The sequence below is a fragment of the Bacillus sp. UNC322MFChir4.1 genome, from assembly GCF_000746135.1.
GTDB lineage: Bacteria > Bacillota > Bacilli > Bacillales > Bacillaceae_G > Bacillus_A.
This window is the reverse complement of the sequence record NZ_KN050815.1, coordinates 48612-65395: the sequence shown is the minus strand read 5'-3', so window position 1 is coordinate 65395 and position 16784 is coordinate 48612. Positions and strand designations below refer to the sequence as shown.

The window sequence follows — 16784 nt, the reverse complement described above, 5'->3', positions numbered from 1 at the left end:
CCATAATTCATATTTATCTAGCAATTTATGGTATAATGAAGAAAAGGGGGGCGGAGAAGATGTTTCGCTTTTTTAAAAAAGGTAAGGAAGAAAGAGAGATTACGAAAGATGAATTAGAACTTGCTATGGCAAAATTTCTTGAAGCAAATGCTAATGTTGTATATACAGTGTTAGTAAATGATGACTACACGGTTAATTATGACTTATTAAAACCTTATTTACCTGCTTTTCCTACGAATACATTTATTATTACAAAGGAGACTCTAGAAGTCTTTGAGGATACAAACGCTAACCTTACGCTTGTTAAAGAAATTGATGATGTACAACGTGCTGTAGATCAATATGTAACGGAAAAAGAAGTTTTTCCAATCGTTGAAGGAAATGAAAATCGCCTTATTTGTTCAATCAAGTTAGGTCCATACTTAAAAAGAGGATTAAAACGAAATTTATATGTATCAGAGAAACATTATTTAGTGACAAGTAAACCTGATAAAGTAAGTACAACTACTGTACGATAAAGAAATAACAATGATGTATTGCTGTTTCTTTATTATAAACATCATGCGGAAGGTGTAGAGAAGAGGAAACTTCATGGTTTTAAAAGATTGGGATTTAAATTTAAAGATTCGTTTAGTAGGGGAATGGCTCTTCGGACTTTTCTTTTGGATGCTTCTTCCGTTTATGGCAATATATTTTGCGGAAGAACTAGGGAAAACTACTGCTGGAATATTACTTGTATTATCGCAAGTATTATCTGTTTTTGCTAATTTAATAGGCGGTTATTTAGCGGATACGTACGGCCGTAAACGTATGATGGTGATTGCTACATTTGTACAAAGTATTGCCTTTGTACTATTTGCTTTTGCAAATTCACCGTGGTTGCAATCGCCTCTCTTAACATTTGTAGCTTTTTCTCTTATTGGTATTATGGGTTCTTTATATTATCCAGCGAGTGCAGCGATGGTTGCAGATCTAGTACCTGAAGAACAGCAAAGTAAAGTATTTGCGGTTTTTTATACAATGATAAATATTAATGTTGTATTGGGACCGATTTTAGGAGCGTTTTTCTTTTTTTCTTATCGTTTTGAGTTGTTAATGGCAAGCGTTATTATTAATTTTATATTAGCATTTGTATTACTTAAGTTTATAAAAGAAACGTTACCAGAGAATAAAATAAAAGTGGAAAAGCAAGGCGGATGGCTTACTGTTGTGAATGAACAGATAAAGAATTATCGAATTATTTTTCAAGATGGTGTCTTTCTGTTGTTCATCGTTGCAGGTATTCTTGTTGCTCAAACATTTACACAGATGGATTTATTGTTAGCTGTATACATAAAAGAAAATGTTCCTACGCAAGAATTTTTTAATCTAATGATAAATGGAGAGAAATTATTTAGTTGGATTATTGCGGAAAATGGATTTTTGGTTGCACTATTTACTGTATATGTAACAAGGCTAGCAAATTACTTTTCTGAGAGGACTATCTTTGTTTTATCTTCTTTTGCATATGGAATCGCAATGATTATATTTCCTCACACTATATCAGTCTGGGGCCTCGTTATTGCGATGCTCATTTTCACGTTTGGAGAGCTATTAGTTGTTGGAATTCAAAATAGTTTCGTTTCTAAATTAGCACCTGAACATATGCGAGGACAATATTTTGCAGCAGCAACACTTCGGTGGTCTATTGGCCGAACAATTGCGCCGATTGCGATTCCTTTAACAGTCTGGATAGGTTATCAATATACATTCTATATCATTGCGGTACTTGCGTTTTTGAGTGCGATTTTATATTATGCAATGTTTCAGCTGTTAAAAAATAAGGACATTAAAGTAAGCAAAGTAATGAATGAGTAAGCCTGGCGATATGAAAATAAATATAAAAGAGAAATACCTTTTTTTATAGGGCATTTCTCTTTTTCTGTTTGAGCATTATTATATATCAAATTATTAAAAATATATTAAGGTATTTACTTCATTCATCAGCGATAGGGTAGCTACTAAGAACTGAAAAAGAATTTGCCAATTTTTTTGCGAAAAGTAATGGCGGTTCTACTGATTGAACATGAATATACATGATTAATGGATTCATATATAACCAATGATTATGCAAGGCGCTAACAATAATTCCTTGTTGAGTGATTGATCGCATAAATGAGGGGATTTCTTCTTGCAAAACAGCAATTTCAGCTAAATTCAACGCATTACCACTTTGATCCAAAGATTCAAAGCCTACGCCGACAGGTATTACAGACATACTCGGTTTTCCTTGAACAAGCACCTTAAAATTGCGATGGAAAGATACTGAACAAGAATTTTGATTGATTTTACTTTTCCCTTTCAGAATTGTAGCAAATTGTTCGCATAGAAAGTTAATGTTGTGCATAAATGTATCCCTCCTCTATTAAACGGAATGGGAATTTTGATGAAAAAAGAGGTGTCACCATTTTTGTTAAACACCGTTTTGTCCTTTTTCTAATTAACACTCCAAAAAGAGAATGTTTTTATAACGATATGCATAAATTGTCTGTTTTAGAATGGAGAATAACAATGAGAAATGCATTAGAATTCATAAAGAAAAGTTACTGTATTCGATACACTTGTATGTATATCATTTTTAGATAATTAATGTTATTGGAAGAGCAACTGTTGGAAAAGATAAAGCTATACGATAATGAGGGCATAAAAAGTATAGAGCAGTGCAGAGGTAATCATGATATCTATGGTAAATATAGGGGTGAAATAACTGTAGCAGATTAAAAATGTATGTAAGATTATTTTTTGTACAAGGGAGTTTTTATGAAAAAAACGGATAAACAAAATAAAGGACTACTAAAAGGGTTAATGCTCATAACAAAAATAGCTTTAGCTTCTGGTGTGTCATGGGAATTAGCAAAAATGTTAGGATCAAAACACCCTTATTTGGCACCATTAACTGTTATTCTTTCCATGCAAGAAACTGTCCAGCATTCTGCCGCGTATGCTGTTTACAGAATTATCGGCACGATTTTTGGAATTACTGTTTCCGTTTCTATTATTAGTCAGTTAGAAGTAAATGGATGGACGATTGGATTTTTACTGTTAGGCGGTATGTTGCTTCCAGTTATATTTAGGGTTCATAAAACCATCATACATCAAGTAGCTTTAACCATTTTACTAGTGTTTGTCTTTGTACATAAAACGAATTATTATGTGTCAGATCGAATTAGAGATACGATCATAGGTGCGCTTATCGCCATTATCGTACATATGGTAATTTTTCCACCTAATTATGTGAAAGAAGCTCGTTCGACGTTAAATCAATTTGGATTGCATCTTGTACAGTTGTTTGAAAAGACGGCCCTTTGGGTAACTATTAACTGCGATCCTGTTACAGGACAACAATTAAGAGAGAGTACAGCAACTCTACTCCAGGAACTACATGATGTTCAAAAAGATTTTAAGCTAGCAGAAAAAAGTTTAAAATTAAATCCATTTACTAAAAATAAAAAACAAATTTTAAAACAAAACGAACAACTCCTTTCACAGCTAAAGACAGGGTATACCTATATTTCTGGCATACAAAACACATTCAATGACTGGTCCAAAACAAATATCATTTCAAAAGCTGATCAACAACTATGGACTGTTCAATTGCAAATGCTGGGGAGATACATAGAAAAGCAACTTAACAAAAGTTCAGAGAATCATCAAAACTTTAAATATACTCTAGACTTACTGGACCTTTCTTCGATTTCTGTCCAAGTTAATATCTCACCAGAATTAGAGCCCTATAGATATCAATTAAGTTTGTATAATGACACGCTTAAATTAATTCAGGAGTTAAAAAAGGATAATAGTAATAACTATATAAATACAAATTAAAAAACGACATAAAAACCTCGTTCTTTTTAAGGGAGGACGAGAGCAGCTGGCCGTGCATAGATGCGGTCAGTGCCTTTTCCTGCTAAAACAAAGTGAGGGAGCAAGTAGCGGTCATGCTGTATTCTGCATAGCAGTGATTTATATGTCGAAAAATTAATATGGATTTATATAGTAGGCTTCATTAAAGGTGAGGCCTTTTTCTTTTTTGAATGCTTTATTCAAACATATATACTCGTTTTAACTCGCAGTAAGGTCCCCGCAAGATGCAGAGAGAAACAAAGGAGGCGGGGGACATCTGCTAATATGTGCCGGCATCGACAAGGTTTCCATCAGTGGAGGAAAGAAAAAACCGACTGATGGAATTTTTACTTTATGTCTTAAAAATTTATATACCTGTTTTAGTGAGCGATTCCTCTTTCAAAATGATTCATTTCAACTAAGGTAAGAATGTAATCGTAATTATCAACCATTCTTATAATTTCATTGCGTTCGCTTTCTGTTAATTTCACATCTCTTAATCGTTTACATAGTTGAGATTTCTGGTTTTCTAATTGTTTCTTAATCTCATGATAGGTGTAAGAGCGTTTCATGTTACCATCCCTTTCCTTACATTTTCTACCTTCATTTTTATTATACGGATAAAAAACAGAAATAAGTGCATATCTCTTTGAAGATTTCGTGAAAATTCAGAAAACAAAAGTATGATACATCCTTCTCCTGAATACAATTCATTGAACTATGAATTTGTACTTATAAGTAGGGGTGGGGCTGATGCGATTGAATATGCAATCCCATCTTACAACAAAGATGGTATCTATCATTGATAATGGCTTACCAAAAACGACAGTACCGAAAAATGTTATTATTATTGGAGCGGGCATGGCTGGATTAGTGGCAGGATCCTTATTAAAGGATGCTGGTCATCGTGTGAAAATATTAGAAGCAAATAATCGCATTGGTGGGCGCATTTATACGATGAGAATGCCAGAAACAGGTTTATATCTAGATGTTGGAGCTATGCGGATTCCTTATACACATGAATTAACACTTGCTTATAATAAGAAGTTTGGTTTGAAGTTAAATCCATTTATTAATCGAAATGAAAGGGATATTATATACGCAAATGGTCGCAAAATTACATTGAAACAATATGAGAAAAATCCGAGTATTTTGCGTTATCCAGTTGCAGTGAATGAAGAAGGAAAGTCATCAGAAGAGTTGTTGATGTTAGCAATACAACCCATTCTTGATTTTATTAAAAGGGACCCAGAAAAAAATTGGAGTATTGTAGAGAAAGATTTCGGTCGGTATTCTACAGCAGAGTTCTTGAAGGATTATCCTCATCAATATAAGTTAGCTTTTTCACCAGCTGCTGTAGAAATGATAGGGGTACTTCTTGATTTAGAAGGATTTTTAGAAAGGTCTTTTGTAGAAACATTGCGCTTTATTTACATTTTACTGCAATCTACAGGGTTTTATGAAATTGAAGGCGGCAATGACGCGTTGCCAAAGTCTTTTTTACCACAATTGCAAGCTGATATTATCTTTCAGCAAAAATTAATGAAATTAGTGCAGCACGAAAAAGGAGTTACCGCATATTGTCGTAATGAAAAAACGTTTGAATATAGCAGTATTACAGGAGATATTGTCATTGTCACAATTCCGTTTACAACAATGAGATTTGTTGAAATAGAACCGTTTGATTCGGTTTCTCATGAAAAGCGGAAAGCGATTCGAGAACTACATTACATGGCTGCGACGAAAATTGGAATCCAATTTAAAAGTCGTTTTTGGGAAGAACAAGGTCAACGTGGTGGCCGTATTATTACGGATTTGCCTATTCGTTATGCATATTATCCAAGCTATGGAATTGGTACAAAAGGCCCTAGTATGGTACTGGGGAGTTATACATGGTCGTATGATGCACTATTGTGGGATGGTTTATCTGAAAGTGATCGTATTTATCATACTTTGCAAAATTTAGGTACTATACTTGGGAATCAAGTGTATGATGAATTTATTTCTGGTATATCGAAGAGCTGGACGTTAGATCCATACGCGTTAGGAGGGTTTGCAATCTTTCAGGCAACGCAAGAATCAGAATTGCAGCCTCACATTGTGAAACCAGAAGGGAGAATATATTTCGCAGGTGATCATACTACGTTGTATCATGGCTGGATACAAGGGGCAATTGAATCAGGAATTCGAAGTGCAGCAGAAATTAATCAATTACAGATGTGAAAAGGACATGAGAATGAATCTCATGTCCTTTTTGTGTACTTACGGAACAGGATGACCGTTTGAGCTTTCAAAGATGGTAAACCATTGCTGACGGTCCAATGTGAGTTTGGTTGCTTCAGCAGCTGTTTTGACACGTTCTAGCTTACCAGAGCCAACAATCGGTAACATATTAGCTGGATGAGCAAGTAGCCACGCATACATAATCGAATCAATGCCAGCAATGTCAAAATCAGCAGCAATTTTCTCTAGTGTGTGACGTAAGCGAAGTGTACGCTCACTTTCTCCTTTGAAAATTTCACCGCCAACAAGAGGAGACCATATCATCGGAGAAATTCGCTTTTCTTGGCACAGTTCAATCGTACCTTTTTCGAAATGCTCAAGTTGCATAACAGATGCTTCGATTTGATTTGTAATGAGCGGAAAATCTAAATACGAACTTAACATATTGAATTGGGAAGGCAGAAAGTTTGAGACACCAAAGTGTCGTACTTTTCCTTCTTGCTTTAAACGAGAAAGAGCTTCTGCAACTTCTACTGGATTCATAAATGGATCGGGGCGATGGATGAGCAATACATCGATATAGTCAGTATTTAGGTTTTGTAGTGACTGTTCAGCGCTTTTTATAATATGATCAGTAGTTGTATTATAGTGACCGACATAGCGATCTGGAAATTTAGGTGATTGAAGAGCGATTCCGCATTTTGTAACGATTTGCATGTTGTCACGTAAACTCGGTTTTAATTGAAGTGCTTTTCCAAATAAAGTTTCACATGTATAATCTCCGTAAATATCAGCATGGTCAAACGTTGTAATGCCCATCTCCATGCATGATTCAATGAAAGAGAGTAATTCCTGATCTGTCATGTTCCATTCTGCTAAACGCCAAAATCCTTGAATAATTCGAGAAAACTCTAGGTTTTGGGCCATTTGAATTCGTTCCATTTATGTAGGTCCCCCTTGTTGATGTGTATGAACTGATTCGGTATGAAAAGGTTTTCTTATTTACTATTATTATATATTTGTGAAGACATGCCTACAACTAATATGTTCTCTATAAATCTATTTTAATTTTCCAACATATAAGTCGTTGCTATACAGAATACAACATGGGCTACTCGCTTGCTCCCTTTGTTTTAAAACCTGGTATGTGGCAGGAAAAGACCCTGACCGCTCCTATGCATGACCACATACTCTCGCCCACCTAAAAAGAAAGTGGTTATTATATTGTTTTTTTAACTTGGATATATGTATATTCGAAAATCAAAAGACAACCTATGATATAATTATGTAATTAGACACATTACAAGGAGATGTAGAATCGTGATTCCAGTAACAATATTAACCGGGTTTCTCGGATCAGGGAAAACAACGTTATTAAATCGTATTTTATCTGAAGAACATGGTAAGAAGCTTGCGGTTATTGTAAATGAGATTGGGCAAATTGGTATCGATAATCAATTGATTATGAATGTAGAAGAAGAAATAATGGAAATGACAAACGGCTGTTTATGTTGTACAGTACGTGAAGATTTGCTTGTCGCATTAAAGCATTTACTAGAAGTAAAGGTGGAAGGGAAAATGGATTTTGAAGGTTTAGTGATTGAAACAACTGGACTCGCAAATCCAGGCCCTATTATTCAAACATTCTTTTTAGACCCTATTATTCAGTCGGCATACCAAATTAATGGTGTAGTTACCGTAGTAGATAGCTATCATATACAGAAACACTTTGAAAAAGGGTTAGAAGCAAAGGAACAAATTGCTTTTGCTGATATGGTATTAGTAAATAAATTAGATTTAGTTGAGCGGGAAGAAATGGAGAATTTACTTATTGAATTACAAGGGATTAATCCAACAGCAAAATTAATTCCAACAACAAATTGTGAAGTAGATATCCCTTCATTATTAGATATCCAAACATTTAAAACACGTGAAAAGTTAGAAATTTATCCGCATAAAGAACAGCATCATTTAGAAGGGGTAAAGTCCTTTGTACTAAGAGAAGAACGTCCTCTTGATCTACAAAAAATAAATGAATGGATGTCAGCTGTTGTACAAGAATTAGGAGAGTATTTATATCGTTATAAAGGTATATTATCTATTGAAGGAGTAGATCGCCGCGTTGTGTTCCAAGGCGTACATACGTTATTTGCAGCTACATATGACAGAGAGTGGCAAGAAGGGGAAAAGCGGGTCAGTGAGATTGTTTTCATTGGTAAAAATTTAAATAAAGAATGGTTTCAACAACATTTTCAAGAATGTATAAAATAAGCCTGCATTTGCAGGCTTATTTTATATTACCTTATGTAAGTTTTACTTTATCTAAAAGTAACTCCATCACAACGCCAACAACAGGACCTTCATCGTCAATATCACCAGTTAAATGAAAGCTAAACGATTCATATAGTTTCGTAGCTAATTTGTTGTTAGGATGAAGACTTAAATAAATCTTTTTGCATTGATATTTTTGTTGTAAATATGAAATTAATAAACGGAGAAATCGTTTCGCGTAGCCGTTTCCTTGAAAGTTGTGATCAATCATAAATCGGTCTAACCATATACTTTCATTTTTTTCGGAATACCATCCATACATTGCGTATCCAACAAGTGTATCGCTATCATACAAAGCTAGTGATGTTGCATTTCTTTCATATAACGATTCGGCTAAAGAAAATGCATTACTTTCAATAAATTGTCGTTGCTCCGCTGTTACGTCTAAGGCAGCTACTGAACGCCAATTCGTTGCTGTTACTTCACAAATGTGAAGATTCATAGTTCCATCTCACTTTCTTATAATTACAAACTACTATGGATAATTTTACTATACGATTTTTGTAAGTCAAGGCAATCTGGAAAGAGGTGGCATAAGAAAAGACCGCAGAAACATTTTTCAGCGGTCAGAAATGAATCGTTATATTAATTTGTTGCTTCTTTTAAAGTGTTAATGTTCTCTTCCATTAGTGTAAAGTAATCTTTATTCTTTTTCGCATCCTTATCGGAGATTGTTGCAAGATGATTTAAACGTAAAATTTTCGTTCCAGTTTCTTTTTGAATAACTTCTGCTACTTTTGGTGTAGAGAATGTTTCAAATAAAATATATTTTAATCCATGCTCTTTTGCTGTTGTTGTAATAGAAGCAAGTGCCTTTTGGGATGGTTCATCAGAAGCAGAAATACCTGCAATTGGAATTTGTTTTAAACCGTAACGTTGTTCCCAATATCCGTATGCTGCATGAGAAACTAATATTTCTTTCGTTTTTGCATGATCAGTAACTTCTTTAAATTGATTATCTAAACTTGTGAATTTTGTTTGCAATGCAGCAAAGTTTTTCTCAAATTCTGCTTTGTGCTCTGGTTGTAGTTCAACAAGTGCATTTTTAATTGCCTCAGCTTGTTTCATTGCAAGTGTTGGATCTAGCCAAACGTGAGGATCTTTATCATGATGATGTTCTTCTTTATGACCTTCCTCGTGTTCGTCTTCAGTTGAAGCTTGTAGTTGAATATCTTTTGATGCATTCACAACTTTAACATTTTCATTTTTTAATGTTTTTTCCATTTTTTCAGCAAATGGTTCTAATCCAGCTCCGTTGTATACGAATAAATCAGCTTTGGCAACTTGTACAGTCTGCTTTTGGCTTGGCTCATACGTATGAGAATCAGCACCTGGTGGATACATAGATGTTACTTCTACATAATCACCACCGATTTTTTTTGCGAAATCAGCTAAAGGGAAAATAGTTGTATAGACGGAAAGTTTACCATTTTTTTTATTTGCTGTATTATCTTTGTTTGAACATCCAGCAAATATAAGGGTAAACATTAGAACGAATGAAAATATAATTGATCTTTTCTTCATTTTGTTTGCCTCGTTTCTTTACTTTCTAAAATATATTTTCTCCACAATAAAAAGAAAGGATAACTTCCTTTTTGTAAAACGTAATAATTACGCTTTATGTTCCTGATTTAGTATAATACATCTTTGATAATGTTGCAATAAATAATAATGATTACGATTTATAATTTGTTATAAATTTGTCACAATGCTTTGGTTTATTTTTTTTGTTTTTGCATATATCCTGCTAGTCGCTTCATATAGTGTGATAGAGGGTGCAGAGAAGGAGATGAGCGAATGGGATATATAAGTGAAGCGGTTTTATTAATATTGGCTGTCATTTTTCCATTATCATGTGTACTATTCTTTTTAAAAGGACTTATTCGTAATTTAGGGGATCCAAGTAAAATTACTGAGATGCCAAAAGAAGAAAAAGAATAAACAAAGCGCTTGCATACAATAGTATGCTTTGCTTATGATAGAGAAAAAGATTAGAAGATAAAGAGGTATGGAAGAGGATGAAAACAAGAACAGCCTTAGTACTTGGAGCTAGTGGCCTAGTTGGACAAGAAGTGACACAGTTATTGCTTGATTCAGATTATTATGATTCAGTGACAATTTTTGTGAGAAAATCACTAGACTGGGAACATGAAAAGCTTCAACAAAAACAGGTAGATTTTTCGATTTTGGAACAATATAAAGAGTTTTTTGCTGTAGATGATGTGTTTCATTGTCTTGGTACGACAATGAAAAAAGCAAGGACGAAAGAAAGTTTTAAAAAGGTTGATTATGATTATACATTACGAGCAGCTCGTGTAGCGGAAGTACAAGGGGTACAAAATTTTCTTGTTATTTCTTCGTTAGGGGCAAATCCGAAGTCGCTATTTTTCTATTCACAAGTAAAAGGACAGATGGAGGAAGATATAAAAAAACTAGTCATAGGAGGCATTCATATTTTTAGACCCTCCCTTTTACTTGGAGAACGAGACGAGTTTCGTTTTGGAGAAAGAATGGGAGAAAAAATTTCGGGAATTATACCGTTTTTATTTAAGGGTTCTTTTTCAAAATATAAGCCGATTTCAGCAGAGCAAGTAGCGAAAGGAATGTATGTAACAGCGCTGCGAGAAGAGGCTGGGGTTCATATACATGAATCTTCGGAAATTGCTAAAATGAAATAAAAGTGGTTTTTACTAGAAATGTTTTTCTTATAGATAATATTGATTGTATACAATAAAGAAACTGCCCAAAATTACTATTTCGGGCAGTTTCTTTATTTAGAAGTATGTTTAAGTTTTCCTGGAGCACGGCTATATTGAAATGGTTCAGCTAATTCAAAACCTAGCTCATTCGCCGCTGTTCTTGGAAAGTATGGGTTCCGTAATAGTTCACGGCCGATAAAAATTAAGTCAGCAGCTCCTTGTGCCAAAATTTCTTCTGCTTGTACGCCGCTTGTAATAAGGCCAACAGCTCCTGTAGCAATTGAAACGTGTTCTCTTATATGTTTTGCATACGGAACTTGATAACCAGGGTACACATCGATATGTGCTGGTACAACAGCTCCTGAACTACAATCAATGAGACTAACACCTTGTTCTTTCATCCACTGTACAAACGTTACATAATCTTCTACAGTTAAACCTTCGGAATGATAATCATGAGCGGAAATACGAACAAATAATGGACCGCTCCATACTTCGTTTACCGCATTAATAATTTCGCGTAAAAAACGATAGCGATTTTCACAAGATCCACCATATTCATCTGTACGATGATTTGTGAGCGGAGATAAAAATTCGTTAATTAAATAACCGTGTGCACCGTGCAATTCAATAATATCAAATCCAGCTTGTTTAGCACGTTCTGCTCCGTTACGAAAGGCTGAAATTGTTTCGTTAATTTGTTTTTTGCTCATTTGTATTGGAGTTTTCATAGTGGAATCAAAAGGAATAGGTGACGGCGCAATAGGATCTGAATCAAGGACAGCTTTTCTACCGGCATGGGCAATTTGAATAGCTGCTTTCGCTCCGTGTTCACGAATCATATCGACGACTTGACGTAGACCGTTTATATGTTCATTGTCCCAAATGCCTAAATCTTTGTGGGAAATGCGGCCTTCTGATGTTACGGCTGTAGCTTCTAGCATGACAAGCCCTACTTGACCAGCCGCACGTGATGCATAGTGGACGAGATGAAAATTCGTTATTTTTCCGTCTTCGTTTTCAGAGGAGTACATACACATCGGTGACATCACAATTCGATTTTTTAGTGTAACATCTTTTATTGTATATGGTGAAAATAATTGATTGTTCAAAATAAGAATCCTCCTTAATTTTGTTAAATGAGCATATTTCAATGATAATTTCTTAACTTATAGAAGTGTTATTTTATTGTAGCACCTAGCTCCCTTTTTCCATAACAAAATGCTTTAAGAAATGATATGATGAGTCTATGTTTAGAGAATGACTGTGATTTCGATGTTTTATAATGAAAGGTTTAATAATAAATATAAGGAGAGGTGACGTATTTTTTATGTATCAAGCATATTATAAAAGCGAACTTGGATGGATTGAAGTAAAAGGGGATGAGAGCGGTATTTCTTCTATATTATTTGTAGAACAAAATCAAGAAGATGTTTCTCATCCAATTGTTGAGCAATGTATAGTGGAGCTAGATGAATATTTTCATAAGAAGCGAACGGAATTTACTGTCCCGTTACAAGCGAATGGAACTCCATTTCAGAAACAAGTATGGAACGCACTTTGCAGTGTTCCGTATGGAAAAAGTGCTTCTTATCTTGATATTGCAGAGAAAATTGGCAACCCAAAGGCTGTACGAGCAATTGGCGGAGCGAATAGTAGAAATCCGCTTTCGATTATTGTGCCTTGTCACCGGATTATAGGAAAGAGCGGGAAATTAGTAGGGTATGAAGGGGGACTTTGGCGGAAAGAGTGGCTATTAAAACATGAAGGGTTTTTAGATAATTGAATTATTTAAGTTAAAAAGCGATATAATACTCTTTTTCTTTTTAAGGGAGACGAGAGCATCTGGCCGTGCCTAGAAGCGGTCAGGTCCCTTTTCTGCCACATGCGAGTATAGTTCATGTTATGCTCTGCGTAACAGCGACATTTATGTCGGAAAATTAAAATAGAATCATGCAAATGATAAGATAGAGAAAAAGCTGGCGTATGTCCCTTTTTTATTTTTTAAAAGATAGTATTTTAAATTATCAGAAGATTATGTATAATACTATTCAAGAGTACTTGATCTTATTTTTAGTTGTTATATAGGGAAAGAGGGGAAATGGCTTATGAAGAAGAAGGTGTCACTTATTACAGCACTTGCACTTTCTACGAGTGTGTTGGTTGCAGGATGTGGAAGTGGGGAGAAAGCATCAACAACTGAAAAGGGAAAAGAAGGGAATGCAGTACTAGCTGATAAACAAGTATTAAATTTACTTGAAACAGCAGAAATTCCTTCTATGGATACATCAAAGTCAACTGATACAGTATCATTTCGGGTATTTGTAAACGCGATGGAAGGATTATACCGCTTAGATAAAGAGAACAAACCGACACCTGGTATGGCTAAAGACGTGAAAATAAGTGAGGATAAGAAAACATACACATTTCATTTACGCGATGCAAAGTGGTCGAATGGAGAACCCATAAAAGCACAAGACTTTGTATTTGCTTGGCGTCGTGCTGTTGATAAAGCGACAGCATCAGAATATGCGTTTATTTTGTTCGATGTTAAAAATGCTGAGAAAATTAATAAGGGAGAATTGCCACTTGAACAGCTTGGTGTTACGGCAAAGGATGATAAAACATTAGTGGTTGAGTTAGAGAAACCTACACCGTATTTTCTAGATCTTACAACATTCCCAACATTTTTCCCATTGAATGAAAAATTTGTAAAAGAACAAGGTGACAAATACGCATTAGAATCAGATAAGTTATTATATAATGGACCATTTATGATGAGTGAATGGAAGCATGAACGAAGTTATCAGTTAAAGAAAAATCCAAACTATTGGGATAAAGATAATGTGAAGTTAGAGGAAATTAATGTAAGCGTTGTAAAAGAAACATCAACAGCTGTAAATTTATATGATAGCAACCAAGTAGATCGAGTTATTTTAAGTTCGGAATTTGTTGATAAATATAAGAAAAGTGATGAATTTAAATCGGAATTAGATTCACGTATGTTTTTTATTCGTTTTAATCAGAAAAATCAGTTTTTTTCGAATAAAAAAGTGCGTCAAGCTATTGATTTAGCATATGATAAAAAGGGAATTGCAAATGTGATTTTAAACGATGGATCATTACCTGCATATTACTTAGTAGCACAAAAATTTACAAAAGGACCAGATGGAAAAGACTTCCGCGAAACAAATAAAAACTTTCATGATGGTAAAGATAATGCAGCAAAAGCAAAAAAACTATGGGAAGAAGCGAAAAAAGAGTTAGGGCAAGATACAATTACAGTTGAAATGTTGAACTATGATAAGGATAACTTGAAAAAAGTTGGAGAATATATTAAAGCAGAATTGGAGAAAAACTTACCTGGTTTGAAAGTGAATATTAAACAGCAGCCGTTTAAACAAAAGTTAGATTTAGAAAAGAAATTAGAATATGAGTTCTCTTTATCAGCATGGGGCCCAGATTATCCAGATCCAATGACATTTATTGATATGTTTATTACAGATAGTGCATTTAACGAAATGGCATATTCTAATAAGAAATATGATGAACTAGTTGCGAAAGCAAAAGGTGAGTTGTTAACCGATGAGAAAGCACGATGGAAGGCTCTTTCTGAAGCAGAGAAAATTTTATTTGATGATGCAGCCATTTCTCCGGTTTATCAGCAGGGCGTTGCTTTTCTTGAGAAATCCAAGGTGAAAGGAACTGCTAGGCATACATTTGGAGGAGATTTTAGTTATAAATGGACATATATTACAAAAGAATAGTACGATAAAGATGCGCGAATATTGCGCATCTCTTTTTTACTGTGAGGAGATAAGGAGAATGATAAAAGGAATGAATCATCTTTGCTTTTCTGTTTCAAACTTAGAGGAATCTATACAATTCTACGAACGAGTGTTGGAAGGGAAGTTACTTGTAAAAGGTAGAACACTTGCCTATTTCGACCTGTGCGGAATGTGGGTTGCATTAAATGAAGAAAAGGATATTCCAAGAAGGGAAATCTATCAATCGTATACACATATTGCGTTTTCGATAGAAAAAGAAGATTTTACAGCTTTATTACATCGTCTTGAAGTGAATAAAGTACATATTTTACAAGGAAGAGAGCGTGATGTACGAGATTGCCATTCTATTTATTTTACAGACCCAGATGGACATAAATTTGAATTTCATACAGGGACGCTGCAAGAGAGATTGCAATATTATAAAGAAGAAAAACCGCATATGTTGTTTTACTAAATATAGAAAAGGGGGAGAGGGCTATACATGTACTTGTTGTTGGTGGAACTGGTATGTTACAGAAAGTATCAAAGTGGTTTACTGAGCAAGAGCTTCATACTTCTGTAATCGGTCGAAACATAAAACGCCTAAAGGAGATGCGGAATTCATGTGATACTCCTGAAAGAGTTACATGTTTAGAGGTTGATTATCATAATAGTGATGAGTTGCGTGTTAAAATTAAAAATTCAATTCAAAAAAACGGACCAGTCACGCTTGTAGTTGCTTGGATTCATTCAACAGCTGTAGATGCATTGCAAATCATTAGTGAGGAGATTGAAACATTTTCGAAAGAATGGGAATTGTTTCATATAATTGGAAGCAGTGCTTATAAATCAGGAGAAAAAATAAGATGCTCTTCTTTATGTAGATATTATCGAATTATATTAGGTTTTATAGTAGAAGAAAAACGTTCGAGGTGGTTAACACATGATGAGATTGCGAGTGGTGTTATAGCCGGAATTCAACACAAACAACGGGAATGGATTGTCGGAACATTAGAACCATGGGATGCTAGACCGAGTTGGTAAAGGAGAAAATGATGATGAAAACAATGTTATATATTACGCGTCACGGGGAAACAGAATGGAATGTAGAAAAAAGAATGCAAGGCAGAAAAAATTCAAATTTAACGGAAACTGGAATACTACAAGCAAAACAATTAGGGAAACGTATGCAAGATATGCAGCTTGATGTTATTTACAGCAGTCCAAGCGGAAGAACAATGCATACAGCTCAGTTAATTAAAGGAGACAGAGATATTCCAATTGTAGCAGATGAACATTTATATGAAATTGATATGGGAGTTTGGGAAGGGCAAACACAAGTTGAATTACAAGAGAAATATCCGAAAGAGTTAGATTTATTTTGGAATGCACCACATCAATATGAATCTAACTCAGGTGAAAGTTTTTATGCCGCGAGAGAGCGTGTATTAAAGGGGCTCAAATACATTCTTCAAAAGCATGAGGGAGAAAGTGTTTTAATAGTTTCTCATGCTGTTACAGCGTTACTTATGATGGGACACTTTGAGCGACGTTCTATTGAAAAAACATGGGATGGTCCCTTTATGCACAGTACAAGTTTAAGTATGATTGAAGTTAAAGAGGGAGAAAGTACAGTTCATTTATTTGCTGATATTGCGCATTTTGAAGAAGTGTAAAGGTTTATAAGGAGAAATTCCCATTCTTTTTGGGAGAAGTAATCTGTTTTAATAGATAAATAGACCGCTTAAAGCGGTCTATTTGCATTTTTGAAAAAGCGAAGGATATTTTTTCTATGTTATAGAGTTGGATTAAATTATATATTATATTAGCGACCAGAACGGCAAGAACGAGAGCGACCAGAACGGCAAGAACGAGAGCGACC

Annotated in this window: 19 protein-coding genes; 12 read left to right on the top strand and 7 right to left on the bottom strand. The window is 34.6% G+C overall.

The window, feature by feature from the left end:
* The first annotated feature begins 59 nt into the window (after nucleotides 1-59).
* Both BR72_RS24740 and BR72_RS24735 read left to right on the top strand, forming a co-directional pair.
* A complete protein-coding gene (locus BR72_RS24740) occupies nucleotides 60-518 on the top strand; it encodes a DUF3939 domain-containing protein (RefSeq protein ID WP_035438176.1) in 459 nt (152 codons plus the stop codon).
* A gap of 73 nt (nucleotides 519-591) precedes the next feature.
* Nucleotides 592-1857 carry an MDR family MFS transporter gene (locus BR72_RS24735; RefSeq protein ID WP_035438173.1) on the top strand — a complete coding sequence of 422 codons (1266 nt, stop codon included), beginning with the start codon at nucleotides 592-594 and terminating at the stop codon, nucleotides 1855-1857.
* A gap of 118 nt (nucleotides 1858-1975) precedes the next feature.
* On the opposite strand, the gene BR72_RS24730 is transcribed toward BR72_RS24735, so the two are convergent.
* A complete protein-coding gene (locus tag BR72_RS24730; protein ID WP_035438172.1) occupies nucleotides 1976-2386 on the bottom strand; it encodes a DUF1259 domain-containing protein in 411 nt (136 codons plus the stop codon).
* A 413-nt stretch (nucleotides 2387-2799) separates the two neighbouring features.
* On the opposite strand from BR72_RS24730, the gene BR72_RS24725 reads away from it, so the two are divergent.
* The gene (locus tag BR72_RS24725) at nucleotides 2800-3864 is read left to right on the top strand and encodes an FUSC family protein (RefSeq protein ID WP_035438171.1); all 1065 of its coding nucleotides are present in this window, start codon (nucleotides 2800-2802) and stop codon (nucleotides 3862-3864) included.
* 398 nt (nucleotides 3865-4262) lie between these two features.
* Here BR72_RS24725 and BR72_RS24720 read toward each other — a convergent pair whose 3' ends face one another.
* The gene (locus BR72_RS24720) at nucleotides 4263-4454 is read right to left on the bottom strand and encodes a DUF3896 family protein (protein WP_035438169.1); all 192 of its coding nucleotides are present in this window, start codon (nucleotides 4452-4454) and stop codon (nucleotides 4263-4265) included.
* Between the two features lie 181 nt (nucleotides 4455-4635).
* Between BR72_RS24720 and BR72_RS24715 the strand changes: the two genes are divergently transcribed.
* Entirely contained in the window at nucleotides 4636-6105 is a 1470-nt protein-coding gene (locus BR72_RS24715; protein WP_420482276.1) for a flavin monoamine oxidase family protein, read from the top strand.
* Between the two features lie 39 nt (nucleotides 6106-6144).
* Here BR72_RS24715 and BR72_RS24710 read toward each other — a convergent pair whose 3' ends face one another.
* The gene (locus BR72_RS24710) at nucleotides 6145-7047 is read right to left on the bottom strand and encodes an aldo/keto reductase (RefSeq protein WP_035438168.1); all 903 of its coding nucleotides are present in this window, start codon (nucleotides 7045-7047) and stop codon (nucleotides 6145-6147) included.
* A gap of 378 nt (nucleotides 7048-7425) precedes the next feature.
* Between BR72_RS24710 and BR72_RS24705 the strand changes: the two genes are divergently transcribed.
* The gene (locus tag BR72_RS24705; protein ID WP_035438167.1) at nucleotides 7426-8376 is read left to right on the top strand and encodes a CobW family GTP-binding protein; all 951 of its coding nucleotides are present in this window, start codon (nucleotides 7426-7428) and stop codon (nucleotides 8374-8376) included.
* A 31-nt stretch (nucleotides 8377-8407) separates the two neighbouring features.
* On the opposite strand, the gene BR72_RS24700 is transcribed toward BR72_RS24705, so the two are convergent.
* Nucleotides 8408-8878: a GNAT family N-acetyltransferase gene (locus BR72_RS24700; RefSeq protein ID WP_035438166.1), complete on the bottom strand. Its 471-nt coding sequence runs from the start codon at nucleotides 8876-8878 to the stop codon at nucleotides 8408-8410.
* A gap of 143 nt (nucleotides 8879-9021) precedes the next feature.
* Nucleotides 9022-9960, bottom strand: a complete 939-nt coding sequence (locus BR72_RS24695) for a metal ABC transporter substrate-binding protein (RefSeq protein WP_035438165.1) — start codon at nucleotides 9958-9960, stop codon at nucleotides 9022-9024.
* 273 nt (nucleotides 9961-10233) lie between these two features.
* On the opposite strand from BR72_RS24695, the gene BR72_RS26910 reads away from it, so the two are divergent.
* Nucleotides 10234-10377, top strand: coding sequence for a hypothetical protein (locus BR72_RS26910; RefSeq protein ID WP_090997951.1), 144 nt, complete (start codon nucleotides 10234-10236; stop codon nucleotides 10375-10377).
* Nucleotides 10378-10454: 77 nt separating this feature from the next.
* On the top strand, nucleotides 10455-11114 hold the full coding sequence (locus BR72_RS24690; protein WP_035438163.1) for an oxidoreductase: 660 nt from the start codon (nucleotides 10455-10457) through the stop codon (nucleotides 11112-11114).
* Between the two features lie 92 nt (nucleotides 11115-11206).
* Here the strand turns inward: BR72_RS24690 and namA are convergent, their stop codons facing one another.
* Nucleotides 11207-12247, bottom strand: coding sequence for an NADPH dehydrogenase NamA (namA, locus tag BR72_RS24685; protein ID WP_035438161.1), 1041 nt, complete (start codon nucleotides 12245-12247; stop codon nucleotides 11207-11209).
* Nucleotides 12248-12465: 218 nt separating this feature from the next.
* Here namA and BR72_RS24680 point away from each other — a divergent pair, with 218 nt between their 5' ends.
* The 5 genes from BR72_RS24680 to BR72_RS24660 all read left to right on the top strand — a co-directional run bounded on the left by BR72_RS24680 (nucleotide 12466) and on the right by BR72_RS24660 (nucleotide 16578).
* Entirely contained in the window at nucleotides 12466-12921 is a 456-nt protein-coding gene (locus BR72_RS24680) for a methylated-DNA--[protein]-cysteine S-methyltransferase (RefSeq protein WP_035438159.1), read from the top strand.
* A 322-nt stretch (nucleotides 12922-13243) separates the two neighbouring features.
* The gene (locus BR72_RS24675; protein WP_035438157.1) at nucleotides 13244-14902 is read left to right on the top strand and encodes a peptide ABC transporter substrate-binding protein; all 1659 of its coding nucleotides are present in this window, start codon (nucleotides 13244-13246) and stop codon (nucleotides 14900-14902) included.
* 58 nt (nucleotides 14903-14960) lie between these two features.
* Nucleotides 14961-15377, top strand: a complete 417-nt coding sequence (gene fosB, locus BR72_RS24670) for a FosB/FosD family fosfomycin resistance bacillithiol transferase (protein ID WP_035438154.1) — start codon at nucleotides 14961-14963, stop codon at nucleotides 15375-15377.
* Between the two features lie 23 nt (nucleotides 15378-15400).
* Entirely contained in the window at nucleotides 15401-15946 is a 546-nt protein-coding gene (locus BR72_RS24665; RefSeq protein ID WP_035438152.1) for a short-chain dehydrogenase, read from the top strand.
* Nucleotides 15947-15960: 14 nt separating this feature from the next.
* Nucleotides 15961-16578, top strand: coding sequence for a phosphoserine phosphatase 1 (locus tag BR72_RS24660; protein WP_035438148.1), 618 nt, complete (start codon nucleotides 15961-15963; stop codon nucleotides 16576-16578).
* A 4-nt stretch (nucleotides 16579-16582) separates the two neighbouring features.
* Here the strand turns inward: BR72_RS24660 and BR72_RS27305 are convergent.
* Nucleotides 16583-16784: hypothetical protein (locus tag BR72_RS27305; protein ID WP_231559772.1), on the bottom strand; the 202-nt coding region annotated here is incomplete at its 5' end.